Source organism: Amycolatopsis sp. NPDC049688 (assembly GCF_040674975.1).
Lineage (GTDB): Bacteria > Actinomycetota > Actinomycetes > Mycobacteriales > Pseudonocardiaceae > Amycolatopsis.
Genome location: NZ_JBFANY010000001.1, coordinates 1,117,541 through 1,130,868, shown reverse-complemented (window position 1 = coordinate 1,130,868; position 13,328 = coordinate 1,117,541). Strand labels below are relative to the sequence as shown.

15 protein-coding genes are annotated in these 13,328 nt (G+C 73.9%); 6 read left to right on the top strand and 9 right to left on the bottom strand.

The window, feature by feature from the left end; genetic code table 11:
- Positions 1 to 10: 10 nt before the first annotated feature.
- The gene (locus AB0J55_RS04740) at positions 11 to 928 is read right to left on the bottom strand and encodes an oxygenase MpaB family protein (RefSeq protein WP_364242793.1); all 918 of its coding nucleotides are present in this window, start codon (positions 926 to 928) and stop codon (positions 11 to 13) included.
- 86 nt (positions 929 to 1,014) lie between these two features.
- On the opposite strand from AB0J55_RS04740, the gene AB0J55_RS04735 reads away from it, so the two are divergent.
- The 5 genes from AB0J55_RS04735 (at position 1,015) to AB0J55_RS04715 (ending at position 5,810) form a co-directional block, all read left to right on the top strand.
- Entirely contained in the window at positions 1,015 to 1,605 is a 591-nt protein-coding gene (locus AB0J55_RS04735; RefSeq protein WP_364242790.1) for a TetR/AcrR family transcriptional regulator, read from the top strand.
- Between the two features lie 57 nt (positions 1,606 to 1,662).
- A complete protein-coding gene (locus tag AB0J55_RS04730) occupies positions 1,663 to 2,448 on the top strand; it encodes an IclR family transcriptional regulator (RefSeq protein WP_364242787.1) in 786 nt (261 codons plus the stop codon).
- A gap of 95 nt (positions 2,449 to 2,543) precedes the next feature.
- Entirely contained in the window at positions 2,544 to 4,367 is a 1,824-nt protein-coding gene (locus tag AB0J55_RS04725; protein WP_364242784.1) for a glycosyl transferase, read from the top strand.
- 17 nt (positions 4,368 to 4,384) lie between these two features.
- A complete protein-coding gene (locus AB0J55_RS04720) occupies positions 4,385 to 5,221 on the top strand; it encodes a DUF4397 domain-containing protein (protein WP_364242781.1) in 837 nt (278 codons plus the stop codon).
- Positions 5,211 to 5,810: a class F sortase gene (locus AB0J55_RS04715; RefSeq protein WP_364242778.1), complete on the top strand. Its 600-nt coding sequence runs from the start codon at positions 5,211 to 5,213 to the stop codon at positions 5,808 to 5,810. Before AB0J55_RS04720 ends, AB0J55_RS04715 begins: the two co-directional genes overlap by 11 nt.
- Here the strand turns inward: AB0J55_RS04715 and AB0J55_RS04710 are convergent.
- The 8 genes from AB0J55_RS04710 to AB0J55_RS04675 all read right to left on the bottom strand — a co-directional run bounded on the left by AB0J55_RS04710 (position 5,807) and on the right by AB0J55_RS04675 (position 12,400).
- Positions 5,807 to 6,910 (bottom strand): LLM class flavin-dependent oxidoreductase, encoded by a 1,104-nt coding sequence (locus AB0J55_RS04710; protein WP_364242775.1) that lies wholly within the window; start codon positions 6,908 to 6,910, stop codon positions 5,807 to 5,809. The genes AB0J55_RS04715 and AB0J55_RS04710 overlap by 4 nt on opposite strands.
- Positions 6,907 to 7,917 (bottom strand): ABC transporter substrate-binding protein, encoded by a 1,011-nt coding sequence (locus AB0J55_RS04705; protein WP_364242773.1) that lies wholly within the window; start codon positions 7,915 to 7,917, stop codon positions 6,907 to 6,909. The genes AB0J55_RS04710 and AB0J55_RS04705 overlap by 4 nt, the downstream gene beginning before the upstream one ends.
- On the bottom strand, positions 7,904 to 8,608 hold the full coding sequence (locus tag AB0J55_RS04700) for an ABC transporter ATP-binding protein (protein ID WP_364242770.1): 705 nt from the start codon (positions 8,606 to 8,608) through the stop codon (positions 7,904 to 7,906). The genes AB0J55_RS04705 and AB0J55_RS04700 overlap by 14 nt, the downstream gene beginning before the upstream one ends.
- Positions 8,593 to 9,408: an ABC transporter permease gene (locus AB0J55_RS04695; RefSeq protein WP_364242767.1), complete on the bottom strand. Its 816-nt coding sequence runs from the start codon at positions 9,406 to 9,408 to the stop codon at positions 8,593 to 8,595. Before AB0J55_RS04695 ends, AB0J55_RS04700 begins: the two co-directional genes overlap by 16 nt.
- Positions 9,409 to 9,533: 125 nt before the next feature.
- Positions 9,534 to 10,244: an MBL fold metallo-hydrolase gene (locus tag AB0J55_RS04690; RefSeq protein ID WP_364242764.1), complete on the bottom strand. Its 711-nt coding sequence runs from the start codon at positions 10,242 to 10,244 to the stop codon at positions 9,534 to 9,536.
- Positions 10,245 to 10,254: 10 nt separating this feature from the next.
- A complete protein-coding gene (locus AB0J55_RS04685) occupies positions 10,255 to 10,461 on the bottom strand; it encodes a hypothetical protein (RefSeq protein ID WP_364242761.1) in 207 nt (68 codons plus the stop codon).
- Between the two features lie 25 nt (positions 10,462 to 10,486).
- A complete protein-coding gene (locus tag AB0J55_RS04680) occupies positions 10,487 to 11,650 on the bottom strand; it encodes a hypothetical protein (RefSeq protein WP_364242758.1) in 1,164 nt (387 codons plus the stop codon).
- 237 nt (positions 11,651 to 11,887) lie between these two features.
- Positions 11,888 to 12,400, bottom strand: a complete 513-nt coding sequence (locus tag AB0J55_RS04675) for a DinB family protein (protein ID WP_364242755.1) — start codon at positions 12,398 to 12,400, stop codon at positions 11,888 to 11,890.
- Positions 12,401 to 12,456: 56 nt separating this feature from the next.
- On the opposite strand from AB0J55_RS04675, the gene AB0J55_RS04670 reads away from it, so the two are divergent.
- Positions 12,457 to 13,317, top strand: a complete 861-nt coding sequence (locus AB0J55_RS04670; protein WP_364242752.1) for a hypothetical protein — start codon at positions 12,457 to 12,459, stop codon at positions 13,315 to 13,317.
- Positions 13,318 to 13,328: the final 11 nt, after the last annotated feature.

The window sequence follows — 13,328 nt, the reverse complement described above, 5'->3', positions numbered from 1 at the left end:
GAAAGGCCTCCTAGACGTTCGGCGCGTAGTGCTCGGGCTTGCCCCGCTCGGACAGCGGCGGCAGGTTCCTGGGTGGAGTCTCGACCAAGGGCGCGTCGGCGGCCAGCTCTCCGCGCTCGCGGCGCCAGCCGGCGCGGGCCCGCGGGTGGTAGCGGCGGTCGTGCGGGACGAGCTTGAAGGCGGCGTTCACCAGCTTCCCGAACCGCCGGTGCCGCCGCGCGTCCCGCTCGGTCCAGCGGAAGCCGAGCAGGTCGCGGACCTCGCGGTCGTAGAGGCCGATCGTCAGCCAGACGAAGTGGCGCGCGACCACCCGCTGGACCGGCCGCCACAGCGCGTCCGGCAGCCACGGCAGGAACGGCGGCTTGCCGAGCCCGCGGATGTCCAGGACGTCCCGGGTCGCCTTGTTGTCCTCGAGGACCTCGGTGCACATGTGCTTCCAGTAGCGCTGGAAGTCCTCCCAGCTCGCCGGCACCGGCCGCATGGTCATGTCGTACATCCGCCACCAGCGGACGTGCTCGTCGAACAGCTGCCGTTTCTCCGCCTCGCCGATGCCGCCCATGAAGTGGTCGGCGATGAGGATCGTGCTGACGAAGAAGGTGGCGTGCGCCCAGTAGTAGGTGCCGGGGTCGAGAGCGTGGTAGCGCCGGCCTTGTGCGTCGACGCCCTTGATGCGCTCGTGGTAGCCGCGGACCTCCAGCGCGGTCCGGTGCGCGCGCGGGCCGTCGTAGACCACCCCGCCGATCGGGTAGAGCGAGCGGAACAGCCGCTGCCAGCGCTCCTCGAAGAACCGCGAGTGCTGCTCGACGCCCGCGCCGAGGCCGGGGTGCATGTTCTGCATCGACCCGGCCCACAGGCCGATCAGCAGGCCGCGCCAGTCGCCGAAGTACTTCCACGTCAGCGAGCCGGGGCCCAGCGGCTGGGGGGTCATCGGCGGCTCCTCGGTCTGCCCGGAACTGACTACGGCTGTTGTCAGGCTAGGATCTGACAACAGTTGTAGTCAACCGAGGAGTCACCATGCCGGGCCGGACCTGGGCGGGCACGACGCTGGACGACCGGAAGGCGCTCCGGCGTGCACAGCTGGTCGCCGCCGGCCTGGAGCTGCTGGGCACCGAGGGGTCCGCCGGGACGAGCGTCCGCGCGGTCTGCCGGCACGCGAAGCTGACCGAGCGCTACTTCTACGAGAGCTTCGCCGACCGCGAAGAGCTCGTCGCGGCGGTGTACGAGCACGTCGGCGAGGAAGCGCGGCAGGCGCTCGTCGACGCCGTCCGGGACGCCCCCACCCCGGCCCAGCGGGCCGAGCACGCCGTGCGCGCGTTCGTCGAGCTGATCGTCGACGACCCCCGCAAGGGCCGGATCCTGCTGCTCGCACCGCTGACCGACCCCGCGCTGACCCGCCGGGGCCTGCACCTGCTGCCGGTGTTCGCCGCGCTCGTCGGCGACCAGCTGTCCCACGGCGACGAGACCGAACGCCGGCTGGTGGCCGTCGGGCTGGTCGGCGCGCTGAGCAACGTCTTCATCGCCTACCTCGACGGGTCGCTGAAGGTCTCGCGCGAACGGCTCGTCTCGCACTGCGTCAAACTCGTCCTCGGTGCCGACGGCCACTGACCTCACCTCCCTACCGACCTCGTGACAGTCGCGCGGCGGATCGGGCACACTCAACCCATGCGTACCGCTGGGCGGAACGACGGGGCGAGCGGCGACGGCCTCGTCGCGGCGCGGCTCGCCGCGCTCCTCGAAGCCTTCCGGCCCGGTGACGAGACCCTCGGCGTCTCCGAACTGGCCCGCCGGACCGGCCTGGCGAAGACGACCGTGCACCGGCTCGTCGGCCACCTGACCGGAACCGGGCTGCTCGAACGCGAGGACGGCGCGGTGCGGCTCGGGCTGCGGCTGTTCGAAATCGGCCAACTGGCCTCGCCCCGCCGTGGCCTGGTCGAAGCGGCCCGGCCGTACCTGGCCGACCTGCGCGAGGCGACGCGCAACACCGTCCACCTCGCCATCCTCGAAGGCACCGAAGTCGTGTACCTCGACGTGCTGCGCGGCCCGGACGCGCCGACGCTGCCCTCGCGCATCGGCGGCCGGTTCCCCGCGCACGCCACCGGCGTCGGCAAGGCGATCCTCGCCTTCTCCCCGGAATCCGTGGTGGACCAGGTGATCGAGGCCGGGCTGCCGCGGATGAGCGCGCGCACGATCACCGCACCCGGCCTGCTGCGCCGCCAGCTCACCCGGGTGCGCGAAGAGGGAATCGCCTTGGAGCGCGAGGAATCCGGCGTGGGCGTCGTGTGCGCGGCCAGCCCGCTGCTCGACACGCGCGGGGTCGCGGTGGCCGCGGTGTCGATTTCCGGCTGGGCCAACCGGATGCGGACCGAACGCGTCGCCCCGGCGGTCCGGACGGTCGCGCTCGCGTTGACCCGGACACTCTCCGGAGCCACCCCGCGCGGTGGGAAATAATCTTGCCGGACAAGGCTTTTCCCGCGGCTGGGCCGTCCGGCTGACGTAGCCGTCCCGGGCTGGACGGGTGATCCCGGGGGGCTACGATCCGTCCAATGGCCCAGCACAGCCGGGAGACGACCGACCCGGGCCGCTCCCCCGCGACGCTTCCCGAACCGGCGGGCACCGGCTTCCCGGCCGCACACCGGTTGCTGTCGCTCGACATCGTGCTCGCGCTGCTGGCACTGGCGGGCGGGCTGCGCGTGCTGTACCTCGCCGCACCCACGCCGGCGCTGCCCGCCGAGGCCGCCAACGTCGCCCACGCCTACGCGCTCGGGCACCTCACGTCGTTCACCGACGCCGGTGGCGCCGGGTTCAGCCCGTTCGGCTGGTGGCAGCTTTCGGCGTACACGATGCTCTCCGACGCCTTCGGCCGGTCCGCCACGGCGCTCGCGGCGGTCCGCGAAACCATGCTGGTCGCGGCGGTGCTCGGGGTCGTGCTGCTGTGGTTCCTGGCGCGCCGGCTCGGGCTGACGCGGTGGGCGTCGGCGGCCGCGGTGCTGCTGGTCGCCGCGTCGCCGCTGGCGCTCGGCCTGCAGCGGCTGGTCGTCGTCGAGCACCTGGCGGCGGTGTGGGTCCTCGCGGCGCTGGTGCTCATCACCAAGCCCGGTGGCCGGATCCGGCACGACGCCCTGGCCGCGGCCTGCCTGCTCGCGGCCGTGCTGACTTCGCCGTTGGCGCTGCTGTTCCTGCCCGCCGCGGGCTGGCTGCTGGCGCGGCGCGCGCCCGCCCGCGCGGCACTGGTGGCGGTGCTGCTCAACCTCGGGCTGGGCATCGCGTTCGGCCCGGCCGCCGGCGTGCTCCGGCCGCACCTCGCGGCCGCGAGCCCGCCGTCGGTGGCCGGCTGGGCCGCCCTCGACCCGGCGTGGGCGGTGCTCTCGACCGTCGCTCTGGTGGCCGCGCTGGCGGTCGGCGCGCTGCGGCCGTTCGCGGTCTCCGGCCTGCTCCTCGTCGCGGCCCTGCTCGTCCCCGGCGTGCCGGACACCGCCGTGCTCGCGCTGCTGCTGCCGCTCACGCCGCTGCTGTTCGCCGCGGTGGTCCAGACCGTGGCGCGGCCACGCGTCCCGGCGCACCGGGGGAACCGCGGACGCGGGCCCGGCACCGTGCTGACCACGGGTGTCCTCGTCGCCGTGGTCGCCGCCGGCTGGCTCTACGGCTACCCCGCCCTGCGGCCGTCCACCGACCGCGGCGGGCCGCTCGTCGACGCCCAGGACTGGTTGCGCGCCAACGCTTCCGGTGCCCGCGTGCTCGTCGACGACAGTGCATGGGCCGAATTCGCCAAGGCCGGCTGGCCGACCGGGATGCTCGTGCCGCCCGCCGCGTGCGCGGCGACCTGCCCGCCCGCCGACTGGGCCGTGTTCACCGCCGGCACCGCGGATCTCCGGAACCGCTACCCGGCCCTCGGCGCCGCGCTCGCCGACGCCGGCGTGACCGCCGTGTTCGGCACCGGCGACCGGGAGGTCACCGTTTCCCGGCTCGGCCTGCCGGCCGCCGACCCGGCCGCGCCGCCGGAGGCGTCCGCGCGCACCCACGCGGGCGAGGCGCTGGCGGCGTCGGCCCGGGTCAGCTGCGCCCCGGAGGCCGTCACCGTGCTGCGCGCGGGCCGCGTCGACCCGCGGCTGATCGCGACGATCGCCGCGCTGGCGGCCCTGCAGCCGGTCCGCGTCGCGGCGTTCCCCGCCGTTCCCGGCGAAGACCCCGCCGGGCAGCCCCGCCGCCGGGTGCTGCTGACCGGCGGCGAAGACGGCGCGGCCGCGTTCTACGCCGGCCAGCGCGATCTGTTCCGGCCGTCTTCGGTCACCCGGACCGCGGACGGCGTGCTCGTCACCTACCCGCTGTTCGCACCCCCGGGACTGCTGGTCCCGTTCTCCTCCCCCTGACGGTGAAAGGCCCTCCCATGCGCACTGTCCTCCTCAGACCCGGCGGGCTGGCCGCCGCCGCCCTCCTGGTCACCGCCCTGACCCCGATGCCCGCCGAGGCGGCGACCGCCCCCGGCCCGGGTGTCGGCTGGATCCGGGTCGGCCACCTCTCGCCGAAGGTGCCGCCGGTGGACATCTCCTTCGCCCCCTTCGGCCAGGCCGAGAAGGTCGTCATCCGCAAGGCCGGCTACGGCGCCGTCACGCCGTATTCGTCGCTCGGCCCCGGCAAGTACACGCTCTCGATGCGGCCCGCCGACGCCGCGCCGGGCACCCCGCCCGCGCTGTCGGCGACGATCGAGGTCGCCGAGCGCAGCGCCTACTCGCTGCTGGTCTTCACCAACGGCCCGGGCGGCACGCTGAAGGGCGACCTGGTCACCGACGACCTCACCCCGCCCGCCGCCGGGAAGGGCCGCGTGCGGGTCGTCGAGGGGTCGGCGGCGATCGCACCGGTCACCGTGGCGGGACCGCAGGGTGTCACGCTCGCCAAGGACGCGGCCTACGGCCAGACGTCGTCCTACGTGGACGTCCCGGAAGGACGGTGGCCGCTGCAGCTCAGCGGCGGCTCGGTCAAGGCGGCCGCCGACGTCGACGTCAAGGCCGGGTCGTCGACCACGGTGCTGGTCACCGAGAACGGCGGGACGCTGAAGGCGAACCCGATCTCCGACGGCGCGTCACTGCCCGAGCCGCCGAAGCTCGGCGTCGAGACCGGGGGCGGCGGCACCGCGCCCGCGCCGCCGCTGTGGCCGGTGTTCGCGGCGGCCGCCGGGCTGCTGGCCGCGCTGCTGGCGGGACGCCGGGCGGCTCGTGCGCGCTGACCTCGGCGCGCTGCTGGTCGTGGCCGTGCTGGCCGCGGGCTGCTCGGCGGCCCCGGCCCCGGCCGCGCCGCCACCCGCCGGGGCGCCGCCGTCCGCGCCGACGGCGGCGACCGGGCCGCAGCCGCTGCCCGCGGCGGCCGACGTCCGCCCGGTGCGGCTGCGCATTCCCGCGATCGGCGTCGACGCGGCCGGGCTCGTCCCGCTCGGCCTGGGTGCCGACCACCAGCTGGCGGCGCCGGCGCGGTTCGAGGACGTCGGCTGGTACGCCGCCGGCCCGGTGCCGGGCGACCCGGGTCCGGCGGTGATCGCCGCACACGTCGACTCCCGGTCCGGGCCGGCACCGTTCTTCCGGCTGCGCGACCTGCACGACGGCGACGAGGTGTTCGTCGCGCGTTCCGACGGCCTGCAGCTGCGGTTCGTCGTGGACGCCGTCCAGCGCTACCCGAAGGACGCCTTCCCGACCGGCGCGGTGTACGGGCCCGCGCCGGGCAGCGCGCTGCGGCTGATCACCTGCGGCGGCCGCTTCGACGCGGCGAAGCGTTCGTATCGCGACAACATCGTCGTCTACGCCTCGACGCGCTGGGGTTAGTACTCCTTGAGCAACCCGCGGCGCGCCAGCTCGGGCCGCACGCCGTCCCCGAACCAGTACGCCTCCTCCAGGTGCGGGTAGCCCGACAGCACGAACTCGCTCACGCCGACGCTGTGGTACTCCTCGATCAGGTCCGCGACCTCCTCGTGGCTGCCGACCAACGCCGTCCCGGCGCCGCCGCGGACCAGGCCGACCCCGGCCCAGAGGTTCGGGTGGATCTCCAGCCCGCGGACCCCGCCGTCGGTGCGGCCGCCGTGCAGCGCGACCATCCGCTGCTGCCCCACCGACTCGCTCGCGGCCAGCTGCGCCTGGGCCTTGGCGACCTGCTCCGGGCTCAGCGCGTCCAGCAGCTTCTGCGCCTCGGCCCAGGCTTCCTCCGAGGTGTCGCGCGAGATCGTGTGCAGCCGGACGCCGAACCGGACCGGCCGGTCGCCGGCGAGCTCGCGGACCCTGCCGATCTTCTCCGCCACCTGCGCGGGCGGCTCGCCCCAGGTCAGGTAGACGTCGGCGTGCCGCGCGGCGACCGGCAGCGCGGCCGGCGACGAGCCGCCGAAGTAGATCGGCGGCACCGGGTCCGGCGCGGCCAGGGTCGTCGCGCCTTCGACCCGCAGGTGCTCGCCCTCGAAGCTGAACGGTTCCCCGGACCAGACCCCGCGCACGACGGTCAGGAACTCGTCGGTGCGGGCGTACCGGGCGTCGTGGTCGTGCCAGTCGCCGAAGCGCCGCTGCTCGACCGCGTCGCCGCCGGTGACGATGTTGAGCAGCACCCGGCCGCCCGAGAGGCGCTGGAACGTCCCGGCCATCTGGGCCGCCAGCGTGGGCGAGATGACCCCGGGGCGGAAGGCGACCAGGAACTTCAGCCGGGTCGTCTCGCGGATCAGCGCCGCCGTGGTGAGCCACGCGTCCTCGCACCAGGTGCCCGTCGGCGTCAGGACGCCTTCGAAGCCCTGTCGCTCGGCTGCGCGGGCGACCTGGGCCAGGTAGTCCAGGTCGGGCTGTCGCTGGGCCGACGGGCCCGCGGACTTGTTGGCGTGGAAGCGTTCCACGATCGTGCGGCCGTCCCCGCTGGTGGGCAGGAACCAGTGCAGCCTGATGCTCATCCGTTGCTCCTCGCCTGGTCCAGGTCGGGACCGAACCGCCGGTCGACGAAGGCGGCGAAGTCCACCTTGCCCGGCAGAGTCTTCTCGTCGGTGAAGGCGTCCGCGAGCTGCTGTTCGGACGCCACGACTGCGTCGTCCAGCACGATCGGCAGGTCACGGCCCGCCTCGACGGCCTTGCGCGCGACTTCGAGCTTCAGCCCGGTCTCCTTGGCCCACGCCTGCGCCCATTCTTCGCGGTGCGTGTCGGCCCACTTCTGCGCCTTGACCACGCGGACGGCGAAGTCGCGCAGCGCGGAGTTCTTGCCGGGATCGCCGAGCGCGGCCGTGCTCGCGGTCAGGAACCCGAGGCCGTTCGACGCGCCGCGGCCGTCGGCCAGCACCCGCGCGTGCGCTTCGATCTGCGCCTGCGCGGTGTAGGGGTCCCAGATCGCCCAGGCGTCGATCGTGTGCTGGCTGAAGGCGGCGTACGCCTCGGACGGCTGCAGGAAGCTCAGCTTGACGTCCTTCGTGGACAGTCCGTTGTGGTGCAGCGTGTTCAGCAGCTGCCCGTGGGCGGAAGTGCCCTTCGCGACGCCGATCGTCTTGCCCTTCAGCGCGGCGACGTTCTGCAGCGGCGAGTCCGGCGGGACGAGGACGGCTTCGCGCTCGACGTTGCTGCGGGACACGCTGATGACCTTGATCTTCGCCTTCGCCGCGGCCGCGAAGATCGGCGGCGTGTTGCCGACGCGCCCGGCGTCGATCGCGCCGGCCGAGGCGGCTTCCAGCAGCGGCGGGCCCGACGTGAAGGTCGCCCAGTCGATCCTGTACGGCGTCCCCTGCAGCAGGTTCGCCGCGGTGAGCAGGGACTTCACCCCGCCCTTCTGGTCGCCGACCTTGAGCGTCACCTTCGCCAGGTCGGCCCCGCTCACCGCGGCCGGCACCGCGGCGGGCCCGTCGCCGGTCGCCGCGGCGCACGCGGACACGAGGAGGGCCGTCGCGGCCACGAGTATTCCCCTACGCCACTGCATCTTCGATCACTCCCAGGTCGGCCAGCACGCGGCGGCGGAGTTCGTCGTGGTCTTCGGTTTCGCGCGGCCGGTGGGCGGTCACGATCCGGCCGCCGTCGAGCACCAGGACCCGGTCGGCCAGCCGCAGGGCCTCGTCGACGTCGTGGGTCACCAGCAGCACGCCCGGCCGGTGCCGCCGCCAGAGGTCCAGCACCAGGCCGTGCATCGCGATCCGGGTCAGCGCGTCGAGGGCGCCGAACGGCTCGTCGAGCAGCAGGAGGTCGGGTTCGCGGACCAGCGCGCGGGCCAGCGACACGCGCTGGGCTTCGCCGCCGGACAGGGTGAGCGGCCAGTCGTCGGCGTGCTCGGCCAGGTGGACTTCGGCGAGCGCTTTCTCCGCCAGGGTGCGGTTGCGGGACTTCGTGACGCCGTCCTGGCGCAGGCCGAGGACGACGTTGCGCCAGACCTTCCGCCACGGCAGCAGCCGCGGCTGCTGGAACGCGACCGAAACGGTCCCGGTGACCTGCACGGTGCCTTCGACGTCGCCGTCGAGGCCGGCCAGGATGCGCAGGAGCGTCGACTTGCCGGAGCCGCTGCGGCCCAGCAGGGCGACGAACTCGCCGCGCTCGACGGTCAGGTCGAGTCCGTTCAGGACGGTCCGGTCGCCGAACCGCCGGGTGAGGCCGCGGACCTCGGCTACCGGGTTCGCCACCGCAGCACCTTCCGTTCCAGCAGCCGGACCAGCGCGTCGGTGACCAGGCCGAGCAGGGCGTACAGGACGAGCCCGACGACCACGACGTCGGTGCGCAGGAATTCGCGGGCGTTGTTGATGAGGTAGCCGACACCGGCGTCGGCGTTGACCGTCTCGCCGACGATCAGCGCGAGCCAGGCCAGGCCGAGGGACTGCCGCAGCCCGACGAGCGCCTGCGGCAGCGCGCCGGGCAGGACGACGTGCCAGAGCCGTTCCGCGCGGCTGAACCCGAGCGCGCGCGAGGCTTCGACGAGGGCCGGGTCGGCGCCGCGGATTCCGGAGTGGACGTTGAGGTAGAGCGGGAAGGCCACCCCGAGCGCGACCAGCACGATCTTCGTCTCTTCGCCGATGCCGAACCACAGGATGAACAGCGGGATCAGGCCGAGGAACGGCAGCGTGCGCAGCATCTGCACCGGCGGATCGACCAGCGCCTCGCCCCAGCGGGACAGCCCGGAGACGATGCCGAGCAGGATCCCGGCCACCGCGCCGAGCGCGAACCCGGCGCCGACCCGGCCGAGGGACACCGCGAACGCGGACCCGAGTTCGCCGCTGCGCGCGGATTCGATCCCCGCCTGCACGACCGTCCACGGTGCACTGAGCTTGTCGGGCGGCAGGACACCGGTGGTGCTGGCGAGCTGCCAGGCGGCGAGCAGCACCACCGGGCTGATCCAGCGTTCGAGAGCGAGGCGCCGCGCCCTGCGGCGTGGCCGGGCGGCGGCCGGCCGGGCGCGCGTGAGCACGCCCGTGGTGGAAATCGACACGGATTTCTCCCGGGGACGGGGTTTTCTTCGATGGCTCGGCCCCGACCTTCCGGTCCCCGGGAGGGGAAGTCAATCCGTGCCCACTCCGTGAACTCGCCGTGTTTCAGCGGGTGGAACGGGTTGGCTCAGCCGCCGAACATGACCTTCCATTCGTCGAGCGACCGCGGCCGGTAGACGAAGTTGGTGCGCTTGACGTCGGACAGCGCGGCCGACGGCTCGGCCGAGTACTGGTGCCCGGGGTAGACGACGGGGTCCCCGGGCAGCCCGGCGAGCGCCTGCAGGCTGCGGTAGATCTCTTCGGCGTCCCCACCCGGGAAATCGGTGCGGCCACAGCCTTCGAGGAACAGCGTGTCGCCCGAGACGAGCTTGTCCTCGACGAGGAAGCACTGGCTGCCGGGCGTGTGCCCGGGCGTGTGCAGCAGCCGGATCGGGACGGCCCCGACCTCGAGGACGTCATCGTGGTCGTGGGCGCGCAGGTCGGTACCGGACACCCCGGTGACCCGCCGGACCCATTCGGTCTCGGCCCCGTTGACGTGGATCGGCACCGGCGCGACCGCGAGCAGCTCGGCGATGCCGGGCAGCGAGAAGCCGAGCATCTCCCCGCCGACGTGGTCGGGGTGGTGGTGGGTCGCCAGCACACCGGTGAGCCGCATACCGTCCTGCGCGAGGACGTCCAGGAGGTCCTGCACCGCGTACGCCGGGTCGACGATGACGGCGTCCCCGGTCTCCCGGTCCCCGATGAGGTAGGCGAAGTTCACCATCTGCGTGGCGACGGGATCCCCGACGGCGAAGTCCCGCCCGGCGAGCAGCTGCCGGAAGTAGAGCCGATCAGTCATGCGGGACACCCTACGGGCGGCCGGCCGCCTGGGTGAGGACGATCCGGCCGAAGTCGGCGGGCGGGTCGCCGGCGACCGCGCCGACGACCACCCATCGACCGTTCCCGCACGCGCTGGACTTCGCGGCGGACCGGGAGCGCGCAGCTGACCCGCCGCGCCCGGGAGCCCGGTCACTGCGCCCCGGCGTCGAGCCGTCCGACGTGATCCTGGTCCTCAAGGCCAACGGCAGCCTTCACGCCGCTTCACCGGCGCCGCGTGTCGCGGCCTCCCGGCGCTTCGCCGCTCTCGCGATCCGGGGCCTGCAGGCCTGAGCTGGCCCATTGGCGGGCTGTTCCCTGGTGCAACGCGGCGTACGTGCGATCTCTGAGGACGTTCGCCTCGTGGTCGGACAGCGTCCGGTCCAGCGGCCGGAGCACCAGCCGGACCAGGAGGTTCTTCTGGTCGCGGCGGGCGCCGAGCCGTTCCACCGCCGGTGCGGGCAGGTCCGCGCACGGCGTCTCCTGGCGGATCTCGACCGACTCGACGACGTCGGCGTCGTCGCCGAGGGCCTCCCGGACGCGGTCCCCGAGGTCTTCGGCCCGGTCGTCGGCGGCGACGGCGATCGAGAGGTCGCGGCGCACCGGCGGCAGCGCCGAAACCGGCCGGTAGGGCGCGAGGTCGGTCATCTGCGCGGCGACGGCCGGCTCGGCCGAGCGCAGCAGGCGGATGTCGGGGATGCCCTTGCGCAGCATCAGCATCCGGTCGAGCCCCAGCCCGAGCGCGAGCCCGGACCACGTCTCGTCGAGCCCGGCCCGCTTCAGCACGGCGGGGTGGGCGAGCCCGCATTCGGCGACCTCGACCCAGCGGCCGTCGTGTTCGACGTCGAGCTGCGCACCGTCCACAGTGTACGGATGCCGCCGGGGGTCGAGCCGCCACCGCCGCCCGCGGACGAGCGCGGCGACCATGTCTTCGAGGTCACCCCGCGTTGTGGGGCGCCGGGTGATCCGCCAGAGGTCGAGCTGGTGCGGGGTGCCGCTGTGCAGCCGGTCGATGCTGTCCCGGCGGTAGACGAGGCCGGGGCAGACGAGCAGGACGTCGTCGGCCGGGTTGCCGGCGAGGCGGCGCAGCGCCGCGGGGACGAGGGCGGTGGAGTGGCTGCGCAGGACGTGGTCCTGGTCGACGTACCGGGTGTAGCGGGCGTCCCGGGTGACGTCGGCGGGGTGGTAGCCGAGGTGGTCGTAGTTGTCGGCGACGGTGACGACCCGCTCGCCGCGCCACCACCGGACGGTGGTCGGCCACAGGCGGGCGAGGGCATCGACGGCCTGTTCGACGACGAGCTGGACGGCATGCGGCCCGCCGGCGGGATCGGTGAGATCCCGGACGGCGAGGGCGTGGGCGAGCTGGGCGGGGGTGAGTGGTTCGGGCATGACGGGACCTCCGGATGAGCGGGCGGATTGCGGGGACGGCTCCCCCTGGCCCGGACGCCCGGCGAGGTCGGTTTCAGCTCGGCGGCGCTGTTTCGGGCAGCGCGGACGTGGCACCGGAACCCCGCTGGCACCCACGCGGGGCCAGGGGGCCGGTAAATCGGCGGTACTCCGCAACGACGGCCACGAATCCAGGGTAACGATGCTCGCCACCCTGTTTTCCCGGTCGATGCCGTCCCTTCACTCACCCACCTCCCCATCCGCCAGCTCCCGCAGCACATCCAGGTGCCCGACATGCCGCGCGGTCTCCTGCACGACATGCGCCACCACCCACCGCACGCTGAACTCCGACCGCCGCCGCGTCCGGTCGTCCGGTGTCAACCCTCGCAGCGCCTTCTCCGCCCGTGCCCACTCCGCCTTGTACGCCGCCACCACCGAGACCGGCGTGTCCTCCTCCCCCACGTCCCAGCTCGGGTCCGGGCTCCCCGCCCACAGCGAGGGCAGGTCCGCCCCGCCCGCCTCGATGCACAGCCACCAGCGCTCGACCGCCGTCAGGTGCTTCACCACGCCCAGTGCGCTCATCCGCGGGGACGCCGGCAGCAGCGTCGCCACCGCCTGCTCCCGCGGCAGCCCGGCCAGCTTGTTCACCGCCGTCGCCCTCAGGAACTGCAGGAACTCCAGTTGCAGGCGCAGCTCGTCGCCGGCCAGGGGCGCGGGCCAGCGGCGGTGCGTCTTCGAACTCGTGTTCGACATGGCCGCAACCTACCGCACCGGTCCGACAAAATCTCCGGCGAAATAGAGTGACGCCCATGTGGTGGGGACTGCTCTGCGCTCTCGGCGCGGCATGCGCGTACGGCGTGGCTTCGGTGATGCAGTCCGTCGCCGCGCGGGCCACGGACACCGGGGCCGCCGGGGTCGACCCGAAACTGCTGGTCCACGTGCTCGGCCAGTGGAAGTTCGTGCTGGGCCTCCTCCTCGACGTCCTCGGGTTCGTCGCGCAGATCGCCGCGCTGCACGTCCTGCCGCTGTTCGTCGTCCAGGCCGCCCTCGCCGCGAGCCTCGCCGTGACCGCCGTCGCCGCGCGGTTCCTCGGGGTGCGGCTCGGCCGCCGCGAGTGGGCGGCCGTCGGGGTCGTGTGCGCCGGGCTCGCGCTGCTGGGCGCCGCCGCCGAGAGCGAAGGGTCCGATCCGGTCGGGCTCGGGTTCCGGTTCACCCTGATCGGCGCGGTCGCCGTGCTGGGCGTGGCCGGGGTGGTCGCCGGGAAGGCGAGCCGCCGGATCCGGACGCCGGCGCTCGGGCTCGTCGCCGGGCTGTGCTTCGGCGTCGTCGCGATCGCCGGCCGGATCATCCCGAGTCTCGCACCGCTCGACCTGCTCACCGACCCCGCGACCTACACCGTCGCGGTCGCCGGCGGGCTGGCCATGCTGTTCTACGCGACGGCGCTGCAACGCGGGAGCGTCACCACCTCGACCGCGATGATGGTCCTCGGCGAAACGGTGTTCCCGTCACTGGTCGGCGTGCTGGTCCTCGGCGACCGCACCCGGCCGGGGTTCGCGGTCGTCGCCGTCGCCGGGTTCGCCCTCGCCGTCCTGGCCGCGCTCGCCCTGGCCCGGTTCGGCGAACCGGCAACGGAACCGCGGACTGAGACGAAGCCGACCGTGATTCCGTAACTTCTTTACTT

Coding starts and splice junctions, on each gene's coding strand:
- AB0J55_RS04740 (WP_364242793.1), bottom strand. CDS start 928: ATGACCCCCCAGCCGCTGGGCCCCGGCTCGCTGACGTGGAAGTACTTC.
- AB0J55_RS04735 (WP_364242790.1), top strand. CDS start 1,015: ATGCCGGGCCGGACCTGGGCGGGCACGACGCTGGACGACCGGAAGGCG.
- AB0J55_RS04730 (WP_364242787.1), top strand. CDS start 1,663: ATGCGTACCGCTGGGCGGAACGACGGGGCGAGCGGCGACGGCCTCGTC.
- AB0J55_RS04725 (WP_364242784.1), top strand. CDS start 2,544: ATGGCCCAGCACAGCCGGGAGACGACCGACCCGGGCCGCTCCCCCGCG.
- AB0J55_RS04720 (WP_364242781.1), top strand. CDS start 4,385: ATGCGCACTGTCCTCCTCAGACCCGGCGGGCTGGCCGCCGCCGCCCTC.
- AB0J55_RS04710 (WP_364242775.1), bottom strand. CDS start 6,910: ATGAGCATCAGGCTGCACTGGTTCCTGCCCACCAGCGGGGACGGCCGC.
- AB0J55_RS04705 (WP_364242773.1), bottom strand. CDS start 7,917: ATGCAGTGGCGTAGGGGAATACTCGTGGCCGCGACGGCCCTCCTCGTG.
- AB0J55_RS04690 (WP_364242764.1), bottom strand. CDS start 10,244: ATGACTGATCGGCTCTACTTCCGGCAGCTGCTCGCCGGGCGGGACTTC.
- AB0J55_RS04680 (WP_364242758.1), bottom strand. CDS start 11,650: ATGCCCGAACCACTCACCCCCGCCCAGCTCGCCCACGCCCTCGCCGTC.
- AB0J55_RS04675 (WP_364242755.1), bottom strand. CDS start 12,400: ATGTCGAACACGAGTTCGAAGACGCACCGCCGCTGGCCCGCGCCCCTG.
- AB0J55_RS04670 (WP_364242752.1), top strand. CDS start 12,457: ATGTGGTGGGGACTGCTCTGCGCTCTCGGCGCGGCATGCGCGTACGGC.